The sequence below is a fragment of the Cryobacterium inferilacus genome, from assembly GCF_019599185.1.
GTDB classification, from domain to species: Bacteria; Actinomycetota; Actinomycetes; order Actinomycetales; family Microbacteriaceae; genus Cryobacterium; species Cryobacterium inferilacus.
The window spans coordinates 74,284-95,931 of sequence record NZ_JAIEUL010000007.1 but is presented as its reverse complement, the minus strand read 5'-3'; the positions used below and the strand labels follow the sequence as shown (position 1 = coordinate 95,931).

General features: G+C 68.8%; 19 protein-coding genes. 12 read left to right on the top strand and 7 right to left on the bottom strand.

Annotated elements, in window-relative coordinates; genetic code table 11:
* Positions 1–83: 83 nt before the first annotated feature.
* A complete protein-coding gene (locus K2F54_RS08355) occupies positions 84–893 on the top strand; it encodes a fructosamine kinase family protein (RefSeq protein ID WP_220605411.1) in 810 nt (269 codons plus the stop codon).
* 4 nt (positions 894–897) lie between these two features.
* On the opposite strand, the gene K2F54_RS08350 is transcribed toward K2F54_RS08355, so the two are convergent.
* Entirely contained in the window at positions 898–1,452 is a 555-nt protein-coding gene (locus tag K2F54_RS08350) for a type 1 glutamine amidotransferase domain-containing protein (protein ID WP_220605410.1), read from the bottom strand.
* A gap of 199 nt (positions 1,453–1,651) precedes the next feature.
* Between K2F54_RS08350 and K2F54_RS08345 the strand changes: the two genes are divergently transcribed.
* Complete coding sequence (locus tag K2F54_RS08345) at positions 1,652–3,193, top strand: amino acid permease (protein ID WP_220605409.1); 1,542 nt, start codon at positions 1,652–1,654, stop codon at positions 3,191–3,193.
* Positions 3,194–3,240: 47 nt separating this feature from the next.
* Here the strand turns inward: K2F54_RS08345 and K2F54_RS08340 are convergent, their stop codons facing one another.
* Positions 3,241–4,959, bottom strand: coding sequence for a glycoside hydrolase family 13 protein (locus K2F54_RS08340; RefSeq protein WP_220605408.1), 1,719 nt, complete (start codon positions 4,957–4,959; stop codon positions 3,241–3,243).
* A 186-nt stretch (positions 4,960–5,145) separates the two neighbouring features.
* Between K2F54_RS08340 and K2F54_RS08335 the strand changes: the two genes are divergently transcribed.
* The 6 genes from K2F54_RS08335 to K2F54_RS08310 all read left to right on the top strand — a co-directional run bounded on the left by K2F54_RS08335 (position 5,146) and on the right by K2F54_RS08310 (position 12,984).
* Positions 5,146–6,342, top strand: coding sequence for an ROK family protein (locus K2F54_RS08335; protein ID WP_255576862.1), 1,197 nt, complete (start codon positions 5,146–5,148; stop codon positions 6,340–6,342).
* Between the two features lie 126 nt (positions 6,343–6,468).
* Positions 6,469–7,671: an LLM class flavin-dependent oxidoreductase gene (locus tag K2F54_RS08330; protein ID WP_220605407.1), complete on the top strand. Its 1,203-nt coding sequence runs from the start codon at positions 6,469–6,471 to the stop codon at positions 7,669–7,671.
* 2 nt (positions 7,672–7,673) lie between these two features.
* A complete protein-coding gene (locus tag K2F54_RS08325) occupies positions 7,674–8,315 on the top strand; it encodes an FMN reductase (RefSeq protein ID WP_220605406.1) in 642 nt (213 codons plus the stop codon).
* Between the two features lie 152 nt (positions 8,316–8,467).
* Positions 8,468–9,460: a dihydroorotate dehydrogenase gene (locus tag K2F54_RS08320; protein ID WP_220605405.1), complete on the top strand. Its 993-nt coding sequence runs from the start codon at positions 8,468–8,470 to the stop codon at positions 9,458–9,460.
* Positions 9,457–10,440 carry an iron-sulfur cluster-binding protein gene (locus K2F54_RS19535; RefSeq protein ID WP_220605404.1) on the top strand — a complete coding sequence of 328 codons (984 nt, stop codon included), beginning with the start codon at positions 9,457–9,459 and terminating at the stop codon, positions 10,438–10,440. Before K2F54_RS08320 ends, K2F54_RS19535 begins: the two co-directional genes overlap by 4 nt.
* 255 nt (positions 10,441–10,695) lie before the next feature.
* Positions 10,696–12,984 carry a polyribonucleotide nucleotidyltransferase gene (locus K2F54_RS08310; RefSeq protein WP_220605403.1) on the top strand — a complete coding sequence of 763 codons (2,289 nt, stop codon included), beginning with the start codon at positions 10,696–10,698 and terminating at the stop codon, positions 12,982–12,984.
* Positions 12,985–13,112: 128 nt separating this feature from the next.
* On the opposite strand, the gene K2F54_RS08305 is transcribed toward K2F54_RS08310, so the two are convergent.
* Positions 13,113–13,589 carry an Lrp/AsnC family transcriptional regulator gene (locus tag K2F54_RS08305; RefSeq protein WP_220605402.1) on the bottom strand — a complete coding sequence of 159 codons (477 nt, stop codon included), beginning with the start codon at positions 13,587–13,589 and terminating at the stop codon, positions 13,113–13,115.
* A 179-nt stretch (positions 13,590–13,768) separates the two neighbouring features.
* On the opposite strand from K2F54_RS08305, the gene K2F54_RS08300 reads away from it, so the two are divergent.
* Positions 13,769–14,431 (top strand): 4a-hydroxytetrahydrobiopterin dehydratase, encoded by a 663-nt coding sequence (locus K2F54_RS08300; protein WP_220605401.1) that lies wholly within the window; start codon positions 13,769–13,771, stop codon positions 14,429–14,431.
* Positions 14,432–14,440: 9 nt separating this feature from the next.
* Here K2F54_RS08300 and K2F54_RS08295 read toward each other — a convergent pair whose 3' ends face one another.
* On the bottom strand, positions 14,441–14,944 hold the full coding sequence (locus tag K2F54_RS08295; RefSeq protein ID WP_220605400.1) for a glutathione peroxidase: 504 nt from the start codon (positions 14,942–14,944) through the stop codon (positions 14,441–14,443).
* Between the two features lie 204 nt (positions 14,945–15,148).
* Between K2F54_RS08295 and K2F54_RS08290 the strand changes: the two genes are divergently transcribed.
* The 3 genes from K2F54_RS08290 (at position 15,149) to K2F54_RS08280 (ending at position 18,623) form a co-directional block, all read left to right on the top strand.
* On the top strand, positions 15,149–16,180 hold the full coding sequence (locus K2F54_RS08290; protein ID WP_308287579.1) for an aldo/keto reductase: 1,032 nt from the start codon (positions 15,149–15,151) through the stop codon (positions 16,178–16,180).
* A gap of 354 nt (positions 16,181–16,534) precedes the next feature.
* Complete coding sequence (locus K2F54_RS08285) at positions 16,535–17,899, top strand: M16 family metallopeptidase (RefSeq protein WP_220605399.1); 1,365 nt, start codon at positions 16,535–16,537, stop codon at positions 17,897–17,899.
* A gap of 121 nt (positions 17,900–18,020) precedes the next feature.
* Complete coding sequence (locus K2F54_RS08280) at positions 18,021–18,623, top strand: histidine phosphatase family protein (protein WP_220605398.1); 603 nt, start codon at positions 18,021–18,023, stop codon at positions 18,621–18,623.
* 178 nt (positions 18,624–18,801) lie between these two features.
* Here the strand turns inward: K2F54_RS08280 and K2F54_RS08275 are convergent, their stop codons facing one another.
* The 3 genes from K2F54_RS08275 to rfaE2 are packed head-to-tail and all read right to left on the bottom strand — an operon-like array spanning position 18,802 to position 21,647.
* Positions 18,802–19,284, bottom strand: coding sequence for a GNAT family N-acetyltransferase (locus tag K2F54_RS08275; protein ID WP_220605397.1), 483 nt, complete (start codon positions 19,282–19,284; stop codon positions 18,802–18,804).
* Positions 19,285–19,287: 3 nt separating this feature from the next.
* Positions 19,288–20,169, bottom strand: coding sequence for a glycosyltransferase (locus K2F54_RS08270; RefSeq protein ID WP_255576861.1), 882 nt, complete (start codon positions 20,167–20,169; stop codon positions 19,288–19,290).
* 29 nt (positions 20,170–20,198) lie between these two features.
* A complete protein-coding gene (rfaE2, locus tag K2F54_RS08265; protein ID WP_220605396.1) occupies positions 20,199–21,647 on the bottom strand; it encodes a D-glycero-beta-D-manno-heptose 1-phosphate adenylyltransferase in 1,449 nt (482 codons plus the stop codon).
* Position 21,648: the final 1 nt, after the last annotated feature.

Genomic DNA, 21,648 nt, shown 5'->3' with positions numbered 1-21,648 from the left:
TCAACCCTGCCTTGACATCTTTTTCTCCCGGCACGCGGGGCGAAGGGGGTGCGGCGGGGCGCGCATGCGGCCACAGTGGAGAGATGACCGACTTCGGCGCAGACCCCCGCGGCTTCAACAAGCGTCGCCACGGCGCACCGTCCGGCTTCTTCGAGGCCGAGGCCGCCGGGCTGGTGTGGCTGGCGGTGCCTGGCGGAGTGCGCACGGCGCAGGTGCTGGACCTTGAGCCGGGTCACATCGTGCTCGAGACCGTCGACGAGGTGCCGCCCACCCGGGCCGCCGCGCGCGCGTTCGGCGCCGCCCTGTCGGTCACCCACTCGGCCGGTGCGACGGCTTTCGGTGCGCCACCGGATGCCTGGAGCGGCCCGTTGTTCATCGGCAACCGCAGCCTGCCGGCCGCCGAGGAGCCCACCTGGGGTGCCTTCTACGCGCGCTTCCGGGTGCTGCCATACCTCGACATCGCCCTGGACGTCGGCGGGATCACGGCGCGCCAGTCCGAGGTCGTGCACGCCGCCTGCGCCCGCATCGAGGCCGGCGACTTCGACGACGGCGCCCCGCCGGCCCGGTTGCACGGTGACCTGTGGACCGGCAACGTGCTGTGGTCAGCGGACGGGGTGGTGCTGATCGACCCGGCCGCGCACGGTGGTCACCGCGAGACCGACCTGGCGATGCTCGCCCTGTTCGGCTGCCCCTTCCTCGACGACATCACCGCCGGCTACGAGTCGGCCGCACGGTTGGTGCCCGGCTGGCGGGCACGTACCCCGCTGCACCAGCTGCACCAGCTGCATCCGTTGGCCGTGCACGCCGCCGGTCACGGCGCAGCCTACGGCCGGGCCCTCGAGCAGGCCGCGGAGGCCGTGCTTCAGCTGCCCAACGCCAGGCGTCCCGGCTGAGCGGCTACAGCGTCTGACCGGCGTGTGCGCCCTCTGTGATCTCTTCGATCACCTTGGCGTTGAACGCCGGCAAGTCGGCCGGGGTGCGGCTGGAGACCAGGCCCTGGTCCACCACCACCTCCTCATCCACCCAGGTGGCGCCCGCGTTGACCAGGTCGGTCTTCAGGCTCGGATAGGAGGTGAGGGTGCGCCCCTCGATCACGCCGGCCTCGATCAGGATCCAGGCGGCGTGGCAGATGGCCGAAACCGGCTTGTGCGCGGCGAAGAAGTCCCGCGTGAAGGCGATCGCGTCGGTGTCCATCCGCAGGTGGTCGGCGTTCACGACACCGCCGGGGAGGACGAGGGCATCGAAGTCGTCTGCTTTGGCTTCGGCCACGGCGAGGTCGACGTACTGGGAATGTCCCTTCTTGCCCGTGATGCTGCCGGTGGCGGGGGAGACCAGGACGGCGGTGGCGCCGGCATCCGTCACGGCCTGCCAGGGGCTGGAGAGCTCGCTGTCTTCGTAACCGTCGGTGAGCAGGAAGGCGATGCGCTTGCCGGAAAGTTCGGTGGTCGTCATGTGTTCTCTCCTTCTGATCGGGTGATTGATCGGTGGTCGGCGGATCCGACCGGAACCCGACACCCATTCCACGTTAGCCAGAGGCGGATGCCTGCGCCGGGATACTCACGAAACGTTGAGGTTGCCTGCCGGGACTTTCGGTCTGCCCAACGGGCACACGCGGCCCTAAACTTGAGCTTTACACGGAACGGATACACCCATGAGTCTCTGGCGGACCAAGAGCATTGAATCCTCGATCGAGGATTCCCTGGAGAAGGGGCACAGCCTCAAACGCACCCTCGGCACCTGGGACCTCATGATCATGGGAGTGGCGGTCGCCGTGGGTGCCGGCATCTTCTCGGTGGGCGCCAAGGCGGCCGGCAGCTACGCCGGTCCGAGCGTGACGCTGGCCTTCATCCTGGCCGCGGTCACCTGCGCCCTCGCGATCATGTGTTACGCGGAGTTCGCCTCAGCGGTGCCCGTCGCCGGCTCCGCGTACACCTTCACCTACGCCACCCTCGGCGAACTGCTGGCCTGGATCATCGGCTGGGACCTGATCCTGGAGATGCTCACCGCCGCCGCTGTGATCGCCAAGTACTGGGGCATCTACCTCAGCAACGTCTTCGCGCTCTGGGACTGGGACATCCCCGCCACCATCAACGTGATCGGCCTGGATGTGAGCTGGGGCGCTTTCGTGATCGTCGCCATCTTCACCACCCTGCTCGTGCTCGGCACCCAGCTCTCCGCTCGGGTGGCCAGCGTGTTCACCATCGTCAAGGTGGCGATCGTGCTGTTCGTCATCATCGTCGGCGCGTTCTTCATCAACCCGGCCAACTACTCGCCGTTCATCCCCGAGGCCGTGCCCACCACGGATGGCGTCGGCAGTGACGTCTGGACCCAGTCGCTGTTCTCCTTCATGACCGGTGCCGCCCCCGCGCAGTACGGCGTGTTCGGCCTGCTCGCCGGCGCCTCGCTGGTGTTCTTCGCCTTCATCGGCTTCGACGTGGTCGCCACCAGCGCCGAAGAGGTCAAGAACCCGCAGAAGACTCTGCCGCGCGGCATCTTCGCGGGCCTGGCCATCGTCACGGTGCTCTACGTGGGCGTCAGCCTGGTGCTCACCGGCATGGTGCCGTACACCGTGCTCGCCGAAGACCCCAACGCCTCGCTGGCCACCGCGTTCATCGCCGTAGGTGCCGGCTGGGCCGCCCAGGTCATCTCCATCGGTATCCTGGCCGGCCTCACCACCGTGATCATGGTGCTGCTGCTCGGCCTCAGCCGGGTGCTGTTCGCCATGAGCCGCGACGGCCTGCTGCCGCGCTGGCTCAGCGTCACCTCGGAGAAGCGCCGCACGCCGGTGCGCATCCAGATCATCACCGGTGCCGCCGTCGCGCTGATCGCCGGCCTCACCGATGTGGGCGTGCTCGAAGAGATGATCAACATCGGCACCCTGTCGGCGTTCGTGCTCGTGAGCATCGCCGTGGTGGTGCTGCGCAAGAAGCGCCCGGACCTCAAGCGCTCGTTCCAGGTGCCGTGGTCGCCGTTCCTGCCGATCCTCTCGGCCGTGCTCTGCTTCTGGCTGATGCTCAACCTCACCACCCTCACCTGGGCGCGGTTCGCCATCTGGCTGGCGCTCGGCTTCGCCGTGTACTTCGCCTACGGCCGCCGCCACTCGCTGGTGGGCATCAACGCCAAGCTCCTCGTCGACGCCACCCGTCGCGAGGAGATCGAACGCGAGGAACGTGCGCTCCGCGGCGAGAAGTAGCCCGCCCAGCTCCCCTCACCTGTTCCCGAATCACAGAAGCGGCTCTGTTAGAGCCGGTAGAGGCGGGCCTCCCAGGGGCGCAGCGCGGCTGACCCGTCACCGGGGTAGTTGCCCAGCAGCAGCGTCGCCCCCGAGATGTCGTCTGGCAGCCATTCGCCCTGCACCGTCAACGGCGCATCCGACACGTTCGCCAGTACCAGCAGGGTCTGACCGTTCAGGATGCGCGTGAACGCGTACAGCTGCTCGTGGTCGGGTTCGATCAACTGAAAGGCCCCGAGCGCCACCACCGGGTCGGTGTGGCGCAGCTCGATCAGGCGCTGGTAGAACGCGAAGACACTGCGCTCTGCGGCCCGGTCGGCCGCGACGTTGATGCGCGGGTAGTTCGGGTTCGCCGCCAACCACGGGGTGCCGGCGCTGAAACCGGCGTGGGCGGAGTCGTCCCACTGCATGGGCGTGCGCGCGTTGTCGCGGCCCATGGCGTGCACCCCGGCCAGAACGCTGGCCGGCGACTGGTCGAATTGCTCAACGGCCTCGCGATAGTGATTGAGCGATTCGATGTCGCGGTAGTGCTCGATGCCGTCGAAGCGCACGTTGGTCATGCCGATCTCTTCGCCCTGGTAGATGTAGGGCGTGCCACGGTGCAGGTGCAGTACGAGCGCCCACAGGGTGGCCGACTCGTAGCGGAACTCCTCGTCGTTGCCGAATCTGGACACCAACCGGGGCTGGTCATGGTTGTTCAGGTACAGGCTGTTCCAGCCGGTCTCGGCCAGGCCGTCCTGCCACCGGGCCAGGCTCTTCTTCAGCGGCACCAGGTCGCGCGGCAGCGGGTCGAACTTGTGCGTGCCCTGATCCAGCGAGACGTGCTCGAACTGGAAGATCATGTCGACCTCGGCGCGCGCCGCATCCGTGAACAGCACGGCGTCGTCGATGCTCACGCCGGGCATCTCGCCCACGGTGAGGTGCTCACCGGTGCGCCCGGCGAACACCGCCAGGTGCATTTCCTGCAGGTAGTCGTGGATCTGCGCTCCCATGGGGGAGCCGCCGCGGGTCGACGCTTCCGGCCCGCTGACCAGCTCCAGCTGCTTGGCGATGAAGTTGATCACGTCCATCCGGAACCCGTCGACGCCGCGGTCCAGCCACCAGTTCATCATCGTGTACACGGCCTGGCGCACCTCGGGGTTCTCCCAGTTGAGGTCGGGCTGCTGCGTGGCGAACAGGTGCAGGTAGTACTCGCCTGTCGTCTCGTCGAGGGTCCAGGCCGGGCCGCTGAACGCGCTGCCCCAGCCGTTCGGCTCGCCGCCGGCCGCGCCCGGCTGCCGCCACCAATACCAATCGCGCTTGGGGTTGTCGAGTGACGAGCGCGACTCGACGAACCACGGATGCTCGTCGCTGGTGTGGTTCACCACCAGGTCCATGACGATCTTGATGCCGCGCTCGTGGGCCTCGGCCAGCAGCAGATCGAACTCGGCGAGGCTGCCGAACACCGGGTCGATGTCCTGGTAGTCGCGGATGTCGTACCCGTTGTCGTGCTGCGGGGACGGGTACACCGGCGAGAGCCAGATCGCGTCGATGCCGAGCTCGGCCAGGTAGTCGAGCTTGCCGCGCACCCCATTGAGGTCGCCGATGCCGTCACCGTTGGAGTCCGCGAAGCTGCGCGGGTAGACCTGGTAGACCACGGCAGTGGTCCACCACGGCGCCGCCGTCGCGGCGGGCTCTGGCTCGGCTGCTGTGGGCTCGGTGGGGGTGCGGTCGTCGACACTGGTCACGTGGGGTCCTCCTGGCCGGGGAGTCGTCCAGGCAGACGCGCATCCAGCGGCTCGAATTGGTTTTCTGGTGGAAAGAAGTCCTCCGCCCAATCTAGCGGGTCACCCCCGGTGGGCGGCAGCGGGTGCGGGTGGGCCGGTATGTCAAGATGAGACGCTACCCGCTCGGGAGCCAGGGAGGCGATCATTTTGTTCGGGAATACCGACGCTAGTCCGCCCCTCCAGCAAGCGCCGCTCAGTGAGTCCGCCCTGGCCCTGGCCCGGGCCGTCCTCATGCACGGCCCGATCTCCCGCGGGGACCTCGGGCGCCGCCTCCAGCTCTCTCCGGCCAGCCTCACCCGGCTGAGCCGGCCGTTCTTCGACCGGGGGCTGTTCGTCGAGGTCAGCGACGAGAGCACCACCGGGGTGGGGCGGCCCACCCGGCCGCTGGATGTGCGGATGGACGGCCGCCGGTTCGTGGGTATCAAACTCACCGCGGACGAGGCCTTCGGAGTTCTGACCGATCTGCGCACCACCGAGCTCGGGTCGGCCGAGCGCACCCTCGCCGCCCGCACGGTGGACTCCGTCGTGGCCGACCTCGTCGCGCTGATCGGCGAGCTCTCCGCCACCGAGACCGTCGCGGCGGTCGGTGTGTCCGTCGGCGGCAACGTCACCGGCGCCCGCGTCGTCACCCGCGCTCCCTTCCTCGGCTGGCGGGACGTCAACCTGGCCGACGCCCTCGAGGAACGCCTGGGCGTGCCGGTGCTGATCGAGAACGACGTGGCCAGCCTCGCCGCCGCCGAGCAGTGGTTCGGGGCCGGGCGGAGGGCCGCGAGTTTTGCGGTGCTCACCATCGGCGTGGGGGTGGGCTACGGGCTCGTCGTGAACGACGCGGTCATCAGCACCCGCAACAGCGGCCTGGGCCTGGGTGGCCACGTGCCACTCGACCCCGACGGCCCGGTCTGCGAAGCCGGCCACCCGGGCTGCTCCGATGCCATGCTCACCGAGTCGGCCATCCGTTCAGAGGCGGGGCGGCTGCTGGGACGCGAGGTCGGCTACGCGGAGGCACTGGCTCTCGCTGGAGCCGGCGACCCGCTCGCGCTGGGCGTGCTGCAGGCGTCCGGCCGGGCGTTGGGCCGGCTGGTGGCGCTGATCACCAACCTCGCGATGGTCGACACGATCGTGCTCTCCGGTGAGGGGATGGGGTTGTGGAACATCGTGTCGGCGGAGATCGTACAGGCGGCGCGTGCCGGTCGCGACCCTGAAGCCACCCCGCTGGAAATCAGCGTGGATGACGGCGGCACCTCGTCCTGGGCCAGGGGCGCGGCGGCCGTCGCGATCCAGCACACCCTCGCCCGCCTCACCCTGGACCCCGATCCCAGGGAAACCGGGTGGCCCCGCCGCTAGCCACGCCGCTAGCCACGCCGCTAGCCACGGCGGGAGCAGCGCGGGGAGCGGCGCCGGGAATAAGATCTCCCGGACTGCCGTTGTCACCCACATACATGCAAACGCATTGAGTCTTGGAGGCTGGAAATGCAGTTCGGAATCTTCACAGTCGGCGATCTGACCACCGATCCCACTACGGGGCAGACCCCCACCGAGCACGACCGCATCAAGGCCATGCTCACTATCGCGCAGAAGGCCGAAGAGGTCGGACTCGACGTCTTCGCCGCCGGCGAGCACCACAACCCGCCGTTCGTGCCCTCGTCGCCGACCACCATGCTGGGCTACATCGCGGCCAAGACCGAGCGGATCATCCTCTCCACCGCGACGACGCTGATCACCACCAACGACCCGGTGAAGATCGCCGAGGACTTCGCGATGCTCCAGCACATCGCCGACGGGCGGGTGGACCTCACCCTGGGCCGCGGCAACACCGGCCCGGTCTACCCCTGGTTCGGCCAGGACATCCGCCAGGGCATCCCGCTCGCCCTGGAGAACTACGCCCTGCTGCGCCGTCTCTGGCGGGAAGACTACGTCGACTGGGAAGGTCAGTTCCGCACCCCGCTGCAGGGCTTCCAGTCCACACCGCGCCCGCTGAACGGCGTGCCGCCATTCGTCTGGCACGGCAGCATCCGCAGCCCAGAAATCGCCGAGCAGGCCGCCTACTACGGCGACGGATTCTTCTCCAACCACATCTTCTGGCCCGCCTCGCACACCGCGAAAATGGTGAAGTACTACCGCAACCGCTTCGAGCACTACGGCCACGGCACCGCAGCGCAGGCCATCGTCGGGCTCGGCGGCCAGGTCTTCATGAGCAAGAACTCGCAGGACGCCAAGCGTGAGTTCCGGCCATACTTCGACAACGCCCCGGTGTACGGCAACGGCCCCAGCATGGAGGAGTTCACCTCGCAGACCCCGCTCACCGTCGGCAGCCCGCAGGAGGTCATCGACCGCACCCTCGGCTTCCGCGACTACGTGGGCGACTACCAGCGCCAGCTCTGGCTGATGGACCACGCCGGCCTGCCGCTGGCGACGGTCCTGAAGCAGCTCGACATCCTCGGCGAGGAGGTTGTGCCGGTGCTGCGCCGTGAGTTCGCGAAGAACCGCCCGGCCGATGTGCCGGATGGCCCCACCCACGAGTCGCTGCGGCTGGCCGCCGAGCGCTCCTCGTCACCCGCGGCCGCGGCATCCGGTGTGCGCGACGACCTCGACACCGCCGGCGCCATCGCACCGCACCGCCGGGCGACCGGGGCCGCGTTCGGCCTGGCCGGCGCCGGCAAGACCGGGGCGTAGTCGTGACCGAGCGCACTCTGGCCGTCGTTTCCGCCGGGCTCAGCCAGCCCTCCTCCACCCGGCTGCTCGCCGACAAGCTCGCCACGGCCACCGTGGCGCGGTTGGCCGACGAGGGCGTCACGACCCGGGTGGTCACCTACGAACTGCGCGACTACGCGCAGGACGTGATGAACAACATGCTCACCGGTTTCGCCAACCCCAGGCTTGAAGAGGTGATCGAGGCCGTCACCGCAGCGGATGGCCTGATCGCCGTGTCGCCGATCTTCACCACCAGCTACAGCGGCCTGTTCAAGAGCTTCTTCGACGTCATCGACAACCGCAGTCTCACCGACCAGCCCGTCTTGATCGGCGCGACGGCCGGAACGGCGCGGCACTCGTTGGCGCTGGACTACGCGATGCGGCCGATGTTCACCTACCTGCACGCCGTGGTGGTGCCCACCTCGGTGTTCGCCGCCTCTGAGGACTGGGGCACCGGCGACGGCGGACGCATCGATAGCCGGGTGCAGACCCTGCCGGCACGCATCGAACGTGCCGCTGGCGAGCTCTCGGCCCTCGTCGCCCGCTCCGACCGTTCCAGCCGGGTGCGCGACCCGTTCGAACTGCCAGCGGACTTCAACCCCGCCGGCATGTTCCCGCCCCGCTAGTTCAGTGCGTGGCCGGGCATCCGAGCGAGCAGCTGCCGGGACTTTCGGCTCTGCTGACGGCGCGGGGTGCGCGGCAGACTGAGTCGCGGTGCGCCGGAGAGAGTGCGTCCTGAGAGACGGACGCCGTGACAACCGCGCAGACAGGTCGTCACATGGTCGCCGTACGTTCAGACACCGACCAGCCGGATGCCCGCGCCGCGTTCTTCGCCGCCGCGCCGGTCGGTACGGCAGCCGGTGCCCCCGCCGTTGACCTCTCCGTGCGCATCGGCAACCTCACCCTGCACACCCCGGTCATGCCGGCATCCGGCTGCTTCGGCCCGGAGCTCGGCGCGCTCATCCCCGTGGGCGAACTCGGCGCCACCGTCACCAAGACCGTCTTCGGCTCCGCCCGCGGCGGCAACCCCGTGCACCGGCTCACCGAGATCCCCGCCGGCATGGTCAACAGCGTCGGCATCCCCAGTCGCGGCCCGGCCGGCTACCTGGACGAACTGCACCCGCGCTACGCGGCCCTGACCGTGCCCACCATCATCAGCGTCGGCGGGCACCGGGTGAGCGAATACGCCCCGGTCGTCGCCGCCCTCGGCGAGCACGGAGCCGCCTACGAGCTCAACGTGTCCTGCCCCAACCTCGACCGGGACGGCACCGACATCGGCTCGGACCCCGCCGCCATCCGCGCTGTCGTTGCCGCCGTTCGCCTCGTCACCGATCGGCCGATCATCGTCAAACTGCCGGTGCTGGTCGCGTCCATCGCCGACTGCGCCCTGGCCGCAGAGGAAGCCGGAGCGGACGGGGTCTGCGTGGCCAACTCCATCCCCGCGATGCCGCTGGCGGCGCTCACGCGCCGGCCGATTCTCGGCAACGTCATCGGCGGCCTCTCCGGGCCGGCGATCAAGCCGATCGTGCTGCGCCTGGTCTGGCTCGCCTCGCGGGCGGTGCAGATCCCGGTGATCGCCTGCGGCGGCGTCGAGAGCGTCGAGGATGCCCTGGATTACTTCTCGGTGGGCGCCAGCGCCGTGCAGGTGGGCACCGCGAGCTTCGCGCGGCCGTTCGCGGCGGTGGAGGTGGCTCGGGGGTTGCGGGAGCGGTGCCTGATTGCCGGCCTCGGCAGTATCCGCGAGTTGCTCGAGTTGGAGGCCGCACTGTGAGCATTGACACGCTCGACGAGCGCAGGACCGCTGACGCGGCGCGCCGGGCGGCCGCCGCGCAGGCGCGGGTCTGTGCCGAGGCGGATGCCGCGGCGTTGGACGGACTCATCTCGGTGCGTCCGCGCCAGGCCGGGCCACGCCCGCAACCGGTCTGGGACGACGCCGAGGTTCTCGTGCACGAGCCGGTGGGGGAGCGCTACCGCCGGCTGGTCCTGGCCAGCAGCACCATCGCGCACACCGCGCAGGCCGGCCAGTTCGTGATGCTCACGGTGCCGCCCAGCGGCGGCGACCGCATCCTCCTGCCGCGCCCAATGGCCATCCACCGTCGCCGAGCGGCCATCGCCGGCACACCCGAAAGACCCGGAACGCCCGGCACCATCGAGTTGATCTACGGCATCGTCGGCCGCGGCACCCGTGCCCTCGCCGCCGTTGCCGTCGGTGCGACGCTGCAGGTGACCGGCCCGCTCGGCCGCGGCTTCGAGTTCGCCGCCGGTGCCGCATCCGCCCTGTTGATCGGCCGCGGCGTCGGTATCTGCGGCGTGATGGGCGCCGCCGAGGATGCCGCGGCTTTGGGCATCCGCACCACCATGGTGCTCAGCGGCCAACGCCCGGAGCAACTGCTCGGCCGGGCCGACTGCGCCGAACTGGGTGTGCGGGTGCTCGAAGCCACCGACCGAGACGGTTCTAGCGCCCTGACCACCCTGGCCGCCCGGCTGCGCGACCACTTCGACGCATCGACTCCGGAGCGAACCCCGCCCGATGTCGTCATGGTTTGCGGCGCCGGCGTGCTCGCCAGGCTGGCCGCCGAACTCGGCGCCTTCTGGGGCGTGCCGGTGCAGGCGTCGCTGGAGGCGCACATGGCCTGCGGCCTGGGCTACTGCCACGGCTGCGCCGCCCCTGTGCGCACCGACGCGAGCGTGGAGGGCCCGCTGGTCTGCGCCGACGGACCGGTCTTCGACGCCCGCATCCCTATCGTTTAAGCCCTGCTCTGCTAGGCTTGACGAGGTGGATCTTCGGATTCACCGCGCAACACCCGGAGCAGACTGGCAAGACGCTGGTCCTCGGTGGTGGTTTCCCAACACGCCTGACCAGGCGCCGTTGGTGAATTTCTACTGGTGGCCAGCAACGTCAGCGCCCAACACATGTTCGGCAGCTAGTCCTGCCTGATCCTGCTCCGATGTCCCACTCGCGCGCCACACGGGCAAACGAGTCTAAACAAAGGAGAGAACCCCCATATGGAGGGTCCAGAAATCACGTTCGCCGAAACCGTTATTGACAACGGCAAGTACGGCAAGCGCACCATCCGTTTCGAAACCGGGCGTCTCGCCCAGCAGGCACAGGGCTCAGCCGCCGCCTACATCGACGAAGAGACCATGCTTCTCTCCGCCACGAGCGCCAGCAAGCAGCCGAAGGACAACTTCGACTTCTTCCCGCTGACCATCGATGTTGAAGAGCGCATGTACGCCGCTGGCCGCATCCCGGGCAGCTTCTTCCGCCGCGAAGGTCGCCCGTCGACCGAAGCGATCCTCACCTGCCGTCTGATCGACCGGCCGCTGCGCCCGTCGTTCGTCGACGGACTCCGCAACGAGATCCAGGTTGTCGTGACCGTTCTGGCCATCGCGCCCGACGAGTACTACGACGTGCTGGCCATCAACGCCGCGTCCATGTCGACCCAGATCGCCGGCCTGCCGTTCTCCGGCCCGATCGGTGGCGTCCGCGTCGCCCTCATCCCCGACGACAACGGCTCCGGCCAGTGGGTCGCCTTCCCGAAGCACTCGCAGGTCGTTGACGCCGTGTTCAGCATGGTCGTCGCCGGCCGCGTTGTGACGGATGCCGATGGCAGCGAAGACGTCGCGATCATGATGATCGAGGCCGAAGCGACCGACAACGCCTGGACGCTGATCCAGGGCGGCGCCATCAAGCCGAACGAAGAGGTCATCGCCGAGGGCATCGAGGCGTCCAAGCCGTTCATCAAGCAGCTCGTCGTCGCCCAGCAGCAGGTGGCCGCCGCGGCCTCCAAGCCCACCGGCAACTACCCGCTGTTCCCGCCGTACACCCCCGAGACCTACGACGCCGTCGCAGCCCTCGCGTACGACGGCCTCAAGGACGTCTACCTGATCGCCGACAAGATCGCGCGTCAGGATGCCGACGACGTGCTCAAGGCATCCGTCAAGACCGCCATCGCGGCCAAGGTCGAAGCCGGCGAGCTGCCCGCCACCGCCAACAACCAGGTCGGCGCGGCATACAAGTCCGTCACCAAGCTCGTCGTGCGCTCCCGCGTGCTCAACGAGGGTGTTCGCATGGACGGACGCGGCCTGGCCGACATCCGCCCGCTCGACGCCGAGGTTGCGGTCATCCCGCGCGTGCACGGTTCCGCTATCTTCCAGCGCGGCGAGACCCAGATCCTGGGTGTCACCACGCTGAACATGCTCAAGCTCGAGCAGACGATCGACTCCCTGAGCCCGGTCACCAAGAAGCGTTACATGCACAACTACAACTTCCCGCCGTACTCCACCGGTGAAACCGGTCGGGTCGGCACGCCCAAGCGTCGCGAGATCGGCCACGGAGCGCTCGCTGAGCGTGCCCTGGTTCCCGTGCTGCCCAGCCGGGAGGAATTCCCGTACGCCATCCGTCAGGTGTCCGAGGCGCTCAGCTCCAACGGATCCACCTCGATGGGTTCCGTCTGCGCCTCCACCCTGTCGATGCTGAACGCCGGAGTGCCGCTGCGCGCACCGGTCGCCGGCATCGCGATGGGCCTCATCTCCGACACCGTCGACGGCAAGACCCGCTACGCGGCTCTCACCGACATCCTCGGTGCCGAAGACGCCCTCGGCGACATGGACTTCAAGGTTGCCGGCACGGCCGAGTTCGTCACCGCGATCCAGCTCGACACCAAGCTCGACGGCATTCCCGCGTCGGTCCTGGCCGGCGCGCTGACGCAGGCGAAGGATGCTCGCACGACGATCCTCGCCGTGCTGAACGCCGCGATCGACGCCCCAGACGAGATGGCACCGACCGCGCCCCGCGTGATCAGCGTGCAGATCCCCGTCGACAAGATCGGCGAGCTCATCGGCCCGAAGGGCAAGATGATCAACTCGATCCAGGACGAGACCGGAGCCGACATCTCGATCGAGGAAGACGGCACCGTGTACATCGGCGCTGTCGATGGTCCGTCGGCCGAGGCCGCTCGCATCATGGTCAACTCCGTCGCGAATCCCACCAACCCCGAGGTCGGCGAGCAGTTCCTCGGAACTGTCGTGAAGATCGCCGCTTTCGGCGCCTTCGTCTCGCTCCTCCCGGGCAAGGACGGCCTGCTGCACATCTCTGAAGTGCGCAAGCTCGCCGGCGGCAAGCGCGTGGAGAACGTCGAAGACGTCCTCGGCGTGGGCCAGAAGGTCCTCGTTGAGATCACCAAGATTGACGACCGTGGCAAGCTTTCGCTCGCTCCGGTCCTCGCCGATGAGGCCGACACGCACGGTCGCGACGCCGCATCAGAGGGACCCGAAGCTCCGGCCGAAGGTTAGTCACTAGTTCTGCCGACCACCTCTCGCCAGGTGCGTCGGTAAGACAGAAAGCCCGTCCTGCTTCGGCAGGACGGGTTTTTTGCGCGTGCAGCGGATGCGGCGGCCGGGGCTGGTGCGGTTGGTGTGGTTCAGCCGCGCGGCTGCACACCGCGCTCGAGCAGCGGTGTGACCCGGAACGGGATCAGCTCACCCATGGCGAGGGAGGTTTCGGTGCGTTCCACCCCGTCGCAGGCGAGGATGGTGCGGTCGATCCGGAAGAGGTCCTCCGCGTCGGCGCACGCCACCCGCACCAGCAGGTCTGCGGCACCGCTCATGCCGTGCGCCTGCACGATCTCGGGGATCTGCGTGAGCGCGGCGATGATCTCCGCCGCCTGTTTCTGCTCGATGTACACCTCGATGAACGCCGTCAGCGGGTAGCCCAGCGCCGCGGCGCTGATGCGACGGTCGAAGTCGAGGAACACCTGCGACTCCTCGAGCCGGGTCATCCGCGCCTGCACGGTGTTGCGGGACAGTCCGAGGGTGTGGGCAAGGCTCACGAAGCTGCTGTGCGGTTCGGCGCACAGCGCCCGGAGGAGTTCGAAGTCGACTTTATCCAGACGGTGCATACTGCCTGACGCTAGCACGCACAATGTCCCTCGAACAGGGCACAATGCGCACTGTTGCGGGATATGGGTGCGCGAGGCGGAAGCGGTCGGCTTTTCGCGGGTCGCCGAACCTGCTCGCGCCAGCCTCGGCGAAGACCACCAGGCTTGACCCGGTGCACGGGGAGCGGGAGAGTGGTCGGGTGACCGACAGCCGCGAGACCCTGACCCCCACCCAGACCCACTCGGTCCTCGCCGGGGGAGACTTCATCCACCTGGAAGGTTCCCTGTACGCCGGCTACCGCACGCGCACCTTCGCGGCGGGAGTGGCCCTCGTCGACGCCGTCGCGGCCGAGGCCGATGCGTTGAACCATCACCCCGACGTCACCCTGACCTTCGGTGAGGTCGGCTTCACGCTGAGCTCCCACGATGCCGGCGGGGTCACCCAGCGGGACCTGAACCTCGCCCTGCGCATCCAACAGCTGGCCGCGGCCCAGTCGATCGAGGCGACGCAACTGCCGCCGTCCCGCACCGACGTGGCCATCGACTGCAGCGACGAGGAGGCGGTCCGGCCATTCTGGCGGGTCGGTCTGGGCTACCTGGAATCGGGCCAGGCGGGCGACATCGAACTGCTCGACCCGCGTGGCACGGGGCCGCGCGTGTGGTTCCAGCACATGGAGATCCAGCGCACCGAGCGCAACCGCATCCACCTGGACGTGTACGTGCCGATAGCCGACTGCGAACAGCGGGTGCAGGACATCGTCGATGTCGGGGGAGTACTGCTCACCGACGAACACGCGCCGGACTGGTGGGTGCTCGCCGACCCGGAGGGTAACGAACTCTGCGTGTGCAGCTGGGACGCCTGACCGGCCCGCTCAGGCGGCCTTGTCTGCCAGCGCCTTCTCGATCGCGGCGACCAGCTGGTCAGACTCCGGTTCCACGGTGGAGGCGAACCGGTCGACCACGACGCCGTCCGCGTTCACCAGGAACTTCTCGAAGTTCCACTTGATCAGGCCAGGCAGCACACCCTTCTTGAACGCGGTGAGTTCGGCGTAGAGCGGATGCTGGTGCTTGCCGCGCACGTCGATCTTGGCGGTGAGCGGGAAGGTCACCCCGAAGTTCAGCTGGCAGAACTGCTGGATGTCGTCTTCGCTACCGGGTTCCTCGCCCATGAACTGGTTGCACGGCATTCCGAGCACGACTAGGCCGTCGTCGGCGAACCGGCGGTACAGGGCTTCGAGGCCGGCGTACTGGGGCGTGAAACCGCACTTGGAGGCCACGTTGACCACCAGCACGGTCTTGCCGGCGAATCGGCCGAAGGTGGTGGGGGTGCCGTCGATGAGGGTGAGGGGGATGTCGTGAAGCGCGGTGGGTGACATGCCGAAAAGACTACTCTCGCAGCCGGACCGGCGGCTGGGAGCGCCCTTCCTGGGCTGTTTCGGTGGGTATCCCGCACGTTTCGGTAACGCTTACCGCGCGCCCCCAGCGGAATACGCGGATCGGGTTATTCTCGGCTGTATAGAGCGGTTGGCGCGGCTGAATGACGGTAGGCAGGACGGTTGGTGATGGTGGTCAGGGGCGGTGTGAGCACTCACGGGGTGCAGGCGGGCAACGTGGGCGTCGAGGTCACATCAGCGGGCCTGCTGGACTCCGCATCGATCGCCAGGACACCCGCAACCGCTCGCATCCCCCAGCGTGCTCTGCGCCGCACCATCGGCGACACCAACCTCAGCGTGCACCCGCTTGCACTGGGCTGCAGTGTGTTCGGCTGGACCACCGACGGTGACACCGCCATGGCGATCCTGGACCGGCACTACGAACTCGGCGGCAACCTCCTCGATACGGCAGACAGCTACGCGGCCGGTCGCAGCGAGGTCGTGATCGGTTCCTGGATGCGCACCCGCGGGGTGCGCGACGACATCGTCATCTCCACCAAGATCGGCCGCAACCGCGACAACCCCGGCCTGTCTCCCCGCAGCATCGTCGGTGCGGTCCACGCCTCCCTCGAACGCCTCGGCACCGATCACATCGACCTGTTGCACTTCCACTACGACGACCTGGACGTGCCGCTGGAAGAAAGCCTCGGTGCGATGGAGACCCTGATCCGCAGCGGCACCGTGCGCCACCTCGCCGCCTCCAACTTCACGGCCGAACGCCTGATGGAGGCCAGGGTGCTCGCCGCGAACGGGCTGCCCCGCTTCGTCGCCATCGAGACCCCGTACAACCTGATGAACCGGGTCTCGTTCGAATCCGCCCTGGCCCTGGTCACCCATGCGCAGGGCCTTGCGGTGATGCCGTACTTCGCGCTCGCGCACGGTTTTCTCACGGGCAAGTACCACTCCAAGTCCGACCTCACCGACACGGTTCGCGCCGGGCGCGCATCCGCATACCTCAACCGCGCCGGACTCAAGGTGCTCGCCACGGTGGAGCGCATCGCCGATGACCACGGTGTGGCGCCGTCGAGCATCGCCCTGGCCTGGCTGCTGGCCCAGGCCGATGTGGTGGCGCCCGTGGCCAGCGCGAGCCGGCCGGAACACGTGGACGCCCTGGTGGCCGCGGCGTCGGTGCGACTGGGCCGGGCCGACATGGTCGATCTCGGTCGGGTGTCCGCGTAAGCTCGCGGGCACCGGCATCGACAGGGTGCCACCGACGGGGTGCCACCGACGGGGTATCGACGACGGGGTGTCGACACGACTGGGTGTCGACACGACAGTGGCCGGCCGCCAGGGCGACCGACCACCATCGGATCGTGCCGGGCGCTAGGGTCGCCCGGGTACGGCTGTTGTGCGGCGTCCTCCCGGTTCGGCGGGAGGCGTCGAACCCGGCGTTTTGGGGAGGGCACCGGCCTTCGACAGCGCGACAGTAACACGACCCGGCGCCGGGCAATAGGGCACCGGGAGCCGCCGGTTTCCCCCGTCGGCCCGGTGCAACAGGTTCCGCCCGGCGCGGTGTCGTAAGGTGGAAGGGATATGAACGGTGCCGTTGAATTTCCTCTTGACCTGACCGAACTATCGTTTCGGGCCGCTGGCGAGTCCCTCGTGCGACGGACCGTTCTGCCCAGCGGTGTGCGCATCGTGACCGAGCAGGTGCCAGGCAGTCGCAGCCTCACCATCGGCTACTGGGTCGCCGTGGGCTCTCGCGACGAACAGCCAGGCCACTTCGGCTCGACCCACTTCCTCGAACACCTGCTGTTCAAGGGCACCAAGCAGCGCACCGCACTCGACATCGCCATCGCCTTCGACGCCGTCGGCGGCGAGCACAACGCGATGACCGCCAAGGAATACACCTGCTACTACGCCAAGGTTCAGGACCGCGACCTGACCATGGCCGTCGAGGTGCTCACCGACATGATCACCTCGTCGCTGCTCGACCCGGCAGAATTCGAGACCGAGCGCGGCGTCATCCTCGAAGAACTCGCGATGGCCGATGACGACCCGGCCGACGTGGCCAACGAGAGGTTCTTCCAGGCCGTGATGGGCGGGCATCCGCTGGGCCGCCCGATCGGCGGCAGCCCAGACACCATCCGCGCCGCCAGTCGGGACGCGGTCTGGGAACATTACCGGGCCAACTACCGGCCGCAGGATCTCGTGGTCACCGTGGCCGGTGCCGTCGACCACGACGTGCTCGTTGCCGCCGTCACCCGGGCGCTGCTGCAGGCCGGCTGGGATCTGAGCGAGTACGCCGCACCGGTCGGGCGTCGCTCCGGCACCGCCGCCGTGATCAGCCAGGGGCAGCCCATCTCGGTGGTGCACCGCCCGCTCGAGCAGGCGAACCTGCTCATCGGCGTACCGGGGCTCGTCGCCGCCGACGACCGCAGGGTCGCGATGAACGTGCTCACCTCCATCTTCGGTGGCGGCATGTCGTCCCGCCTGTTCCAGGAGGTGCGCGAGAAGCGCGGCCTGGCCTACTCGGTCTACTCGTTCGCGCCCGGCTACTCCGATGCCGGAATCTTCGGCATGTACGCCGGCTGCACGCCCACGAAGGCCGGGCAGGTCGCCGAGATCATGCTCGACGAGCTGCACCGCCTCGCCGAACACGGTGTGACCGCGGACGAGATGACGCGAGCGTCCGGCCAGCTCTCCGGCGCATCCGCCCTGGCCCTGGAAGACTCAGACACCCGGATGTCCAGGCTCGGCCGCTCGGAGATCACCCTGGGCGAGTTCGTGGACCTGGACGAGGCGCTGCGCCGCCTGGCGCTGGTCACTGCGGACGACGTGCAGCAGCTCGCGGTGGAGATGTCCTCCCGGCCGTTCTCCGTCGCCGCCGTCGGTGCGCTCGACGACACCGTCTTCGATGGCATCGTTCCGCGCCCGGTGGCCGCTCCGCCGGCCTGACCCGCTCTACTGACCCCCCTGCGCGACCTGACCCACCTGACCAGCCGCTCCACCTGAACCAGACGCTCCACAGCAGTCCCAGACCCGGCTCGCTCCACCGAATGCAACCGAAAGGGCGATGATGCCCCAGTACCTCTACCTTGTGCGACACGGCGAACAACAGGATGCCGAATACGGCCTGCCGGACGGCCCACTCTCGCCGCGCGGGAAGCGCCAGGCCCACCTCATTGCCGAACGCCTCGGCGGGGTGCCATTCACCGGGGCCTGGCACTCGCCGCTGCAGCGTGCCGCCGAGACCGCGGACATCATCGCCGACCGGTTGCCTGCGCTCACCCCGGTGGCCTCACCGTTGCTCTTCGACTGCGTGCCGACCGGGCGCGCCCCCGAGATGCCGCAGTCGTACTCGCCGTTCTTCAACTCGGTCAGCGAGGAGCAGATCGATGCCGGCCGCGCCCAGATGGACGACGCCGCGGCGGAGTTCCTGCATCCGCAGCGCGGCCCCCGGCACGACCTGCTGATCACCCACAACTTCGTAATCGGCTGGTTCGTGCGCGAGGTGCTTGGCGCCCCGGACTGGCGGTGGATCAGCATCAACCAGGCGAACTGCGGTCTCACCGTGCTGCAGCAGAAGCCCGGCCGGCCCTGGTCGCTGGTCACCCACAACGACCTCGGCCATCTGCCCGTCGAACTGCGCACCGGCCTGCCGGAACCGCTCCTGTTCTGAGCCGCTGCCGCTGCCGCTGCCTCGCCCCACCCGGCCGTTGCAGAGCATAACTCCTGCAGAATCTTGCCGGCGCGATAGCAGTTCCGCGTGATTCCGGCATCCGTCGGCTGGCGCCGCGGTGAACTGCAGGAGTTATGCCGGCGCGGACGGCCGCACTGGGGCCTGGCGGCTGGGAAGGTCAGACGAGGAGCTTGCGGTACCAGTTGGTGGCGTTGGGATTGTCGTTGTACGGCGGCACATCCTCGTAACCAGAGCGCTGGTACAGCGCACCGGCCGCCTCGAGGCTGGCGTTCGTGTCGAGCACCATCTCCGTGGCGCCGAACCCGCGGGCCCGCCGCTCCAGCTCGGCCAGCAGCAGACGCCCCCAACCGCGGCCGCGCACCTGCGGCTGCAGCCAGAGGTGCTTCGCCTCGTAGCGCACCGCGCCGTTCTCGCCGTCGTCGATGCGACGGATGCCGCCGCAACCCACGAAGGTTCGCGGCAGGACGTCCTCGCTGACCAGGAGGAACAGGCCGCGCGGCGGCACGAACTGCTCTGGCGGTGGAAACGTCGTGCGGTAGCCTCCCGAGCTCGGGAAGGTGGAGGCGCGGTCGCTGAAATACTGAGTGAGCAAGGCGATGGATCCCGCATCGGTGACCGGTACTTCCGTGAACTGTGGCATGGCTCAAGGGTACGTGGCGCCGCTGCCGTCAGGCGCAGTGTCGTCCGGCCACGTTGCCGTGGCAGGGCCGAAGACGATGTCGCCGGCTTCAGTGCTCCGGTCTGGCACAGTGGTCGGTGCTTCCAGGTGCACGGCACCGCTGGGCAGGATGCCCGCACCGCCGAAACGTTCCATCACCCGCCATTGCGCCGCCACGTCCTCGCCCACGTGAGCGGCCGGCAGCGTGCTCCAGAAGTCAAACCCGCCGCATTCGACCAGAAGCCGCCGCCGGAACATCACACAGCCGCCCACCCAGGCGATCTTGTACGCGAGCCAGCTGCCGGTGTCGAGGGTGAGTTCACCGGCCAGATGGGTGAGGTTGGCCGCGTTGTGCAGGGTCATCCGCTTGACCAGCGGAGAACCCCTGCGCAGCACCTCCGGTCGCACGGAGGCGCCCCAGGGCTCGAACGGTTCCCGTTGCGCCGGCCTGCTGTCGTTCAGATAGGAGAGCCCCTGCACCGCCGCTCCGACGAAACCGCATCGCAGCGTGTCCAGGGCGTCCGAGAGTCTCGTCAGCATGCCCGGCTCCAGCCACACGTCGTCGTCGAGGAAGAGCACGCTGTCGGCTACCGATTGGTCGAGGAGGAACTGCCGGTGTTCGGCGAGTCCGAGCCGGGGCCGGTGCTCGAGGTAGCGCACCTCCCTGCCCTGGGCGCGGAGCACCCGAATCATGGCATTCACCGCCGCACGGGACTCGGTGCTGGTCTCCGACTGGTCGCTCACGGTGACGCTGAACGGCGGATCGTCCTGGCCGGCCAGACCCGCCAGTGTCACGGCGAGCTCCGCGGCCCGGTCCACCGTCGGGATGAGCACCTCCAGGTTCGCCGAGGACGGCTCGGGCGGCAAAGCCCAGTCACCGGACCAGCGCCGGGAGATCACGAGTCGGCCGCGGCGGTCCGCACCGACGCCGAACCGAGGATCCGGTTGACGATCGCGGTTGTCGAGTGCGCGGGCACATAGTCCAGGATGCGCACCTCACCCCCGTAGGACTGCACCACCTGGGCCTCCTCGAGCATGTCGGGAGTGTAGTCTCCACCCTTGGCGTACACATCGGGACGCAGGGCTTCGATCAGCGGAATCGGTGTGTCGGTGTCGAACACGACGACGTAGTCGACACAGCCGAGCGCCGCCAGCACGGCCGCCCTGTCGGCGACCGGGTTCACTGGCCGGCCCTGGCCTTTCAACCGGCGGGTGGAGTCATCGTCGTTGACCGCGACGACGAGCAGATCGCCGAGCCGGCGGGCCTGGCGAAGATAGGCGACATGGCCGCGATGTAGCACATCGAAACAGCCGTTGGTGAAAACAACGCGGCGGGCGGACTGACGTTCCACCCGCATCCGCTCTGCCACGGCGTCGGATGTCAGAACCTGGTCGCTGCCACCGCCGAGCGCATAGACCAGATCGGCGGTGGAGCAGACGGCGGTGCCGGGCCGGCGCACCACGACATCGGCGGCCGCCTGAGCCAGGTCCGCGCTGACCGGCCAGGAGAGGCCTGCCGCACGCGCCACTGTCAGCGCTGCGACGTAGGTGTCGCCGGCGCCAGCGGCGTTCTGCTCCGGAGCGGGCAACGCGGCGGTGCGGTACCTGGAGCCGTCCGGCCCGAGAAGCACGCTCCCCTCCACGTCGAGGGTCACGGCGACCACGTCGGCACCGGTGCGGCTGCGTAGTTGTTCGGCGTGCTCGAGGTAGAAGTCGGCGCGGTGGTCGACGGGGACCGGACGGCCCAGCGCCCTGGCCGCCTCGGCGGCGTTGGGGCTCACCAGCTGGGGGGCCAGGACGGCAAAACGCGCGACATCGTGCGCGTCGACCACGGTGAGCGGCGCCACGGTGTCGTGACCGGCCAGTTCCCGGATGCCGTCGGCGTCGAACAGGCCCAGTCCGTAATCCGCGAAGACATCGGCCGTGGAGACCAGCCTGGCGCGCTTGGCTGCGTCGAGCACCGAACGTCGGGCGTCGTCTGGCAGCGCACCCCGGTGCGCGTCATCGACGCGCACGAGCGTCTGACCGCCGCTGACGATGCGGGTCTTGGTGGTCGTGCTCACGCCGGGGTGCACGACCAACCCGGTCACGTCGATGCCGGCGTCGCCGAGGGCCCGGCGCAGGGCCCGACCGGCGTCGTCCGCACCCACCAGCCCGACGACGCGCACTCTGGCGCCGAGGGCCGCGAGGTTCATGGCGGTGTTCGCCGCACCGCCTGGCCGGATCACTCGCGCGGCGAGGTCGACCACCGGCGCCGGCGCCTCCCGGCAGAGCCTGTCGCTGGTGCCGCTCCACCACACGTCGAGGAGGTGGTCCCCGATCACGGTGATCGCGGGCGCGGCCACC

What these genes read in the sequence shown, in the direction of transcription:
- K2F54_RS08305 (WP_220605402.1), bottom strand. Translation starts at nt 13,589, where the DNA reads ATGCACCGTCTGGATAAAGTCGACTTCGAACTCCTCCGGGCGCTGTGC.
- K2F54_RS08345 (WP_220605409.1), top strand. Translation starts at nt 1,652, where the DNA reads ATGAGTCTCTGGCGGACCAAGAGCATTGAATCCTCGATCGAGGATTCC.
- K2F54_RS08285 (WP_220605399.1), top strand. Translation starts at nt 16,535, where the DNA reads ATGAACGGTGCCGTTGAATTTCCTCTTGACCTGACCGAACTATCGTTT.
- K2F54_RS08295 (WP_220605400.1), bottom strand. Translation starts at nt 14,944, where the DNA reads ATGTCACCCACCGCGCTTCACGACATCCCCCTCACCCTCATCGACGGC.
- K2F54_RS08280 (WP_220605398.1), top strand. Translation starts at nt 18,021, where the DNA reads ATGCCCCAGTACCTCTACCTTGTGCGACACGGCGAACAACAGGATGCC.
- K2F54_RS08310 (WP_220605403.1), top strand. Translation starts at nt 10,696, where the DNA reads ATGGAGGGTCCAGAAATCACGTTCGCCGAAACCGTTATTGACAACGGC.
- K2F54_RS08320 (WP_220605405.1), top strand. Translation starts at nt 8,468, where the DNA reads ATGGTCGCCGTACGTTCAGACACCGACCAGCCGGATGCCCGCGCCGCG.
- K2F54_RS08355 (WP_220605411.1), top strand. Translation starts at nt 84, where the DNA reads ATGACCGACTTCGGCGCAGACCCCCGCGGCTTCAACAAGCGTCGCCAC.
- K2F54_RS08350 (WP_220605410.1), bottom strand. Translation starts at nt 1,452, where the DNA reads ATGACGACCACCGAACTTTCCGGCAAGCGCATCGCCTTCCTGCTCACC.
- K2F54_RS08330 (WP_220605407.1), top strand. Translation starts at nt 6,469, where the DNA reads ATGCAGTTCGGAATCTTCACAGTCGGCGATCTGACCACCGATCCCACT.
- K2F54_RS08275 (WP_220605397.1), bottom strand. Translation starts at nt 19,284, where the DNA reads ATGCCACAGTTCACGGAAGTACCGGTCACCGATGCGGGATCCATCGCC.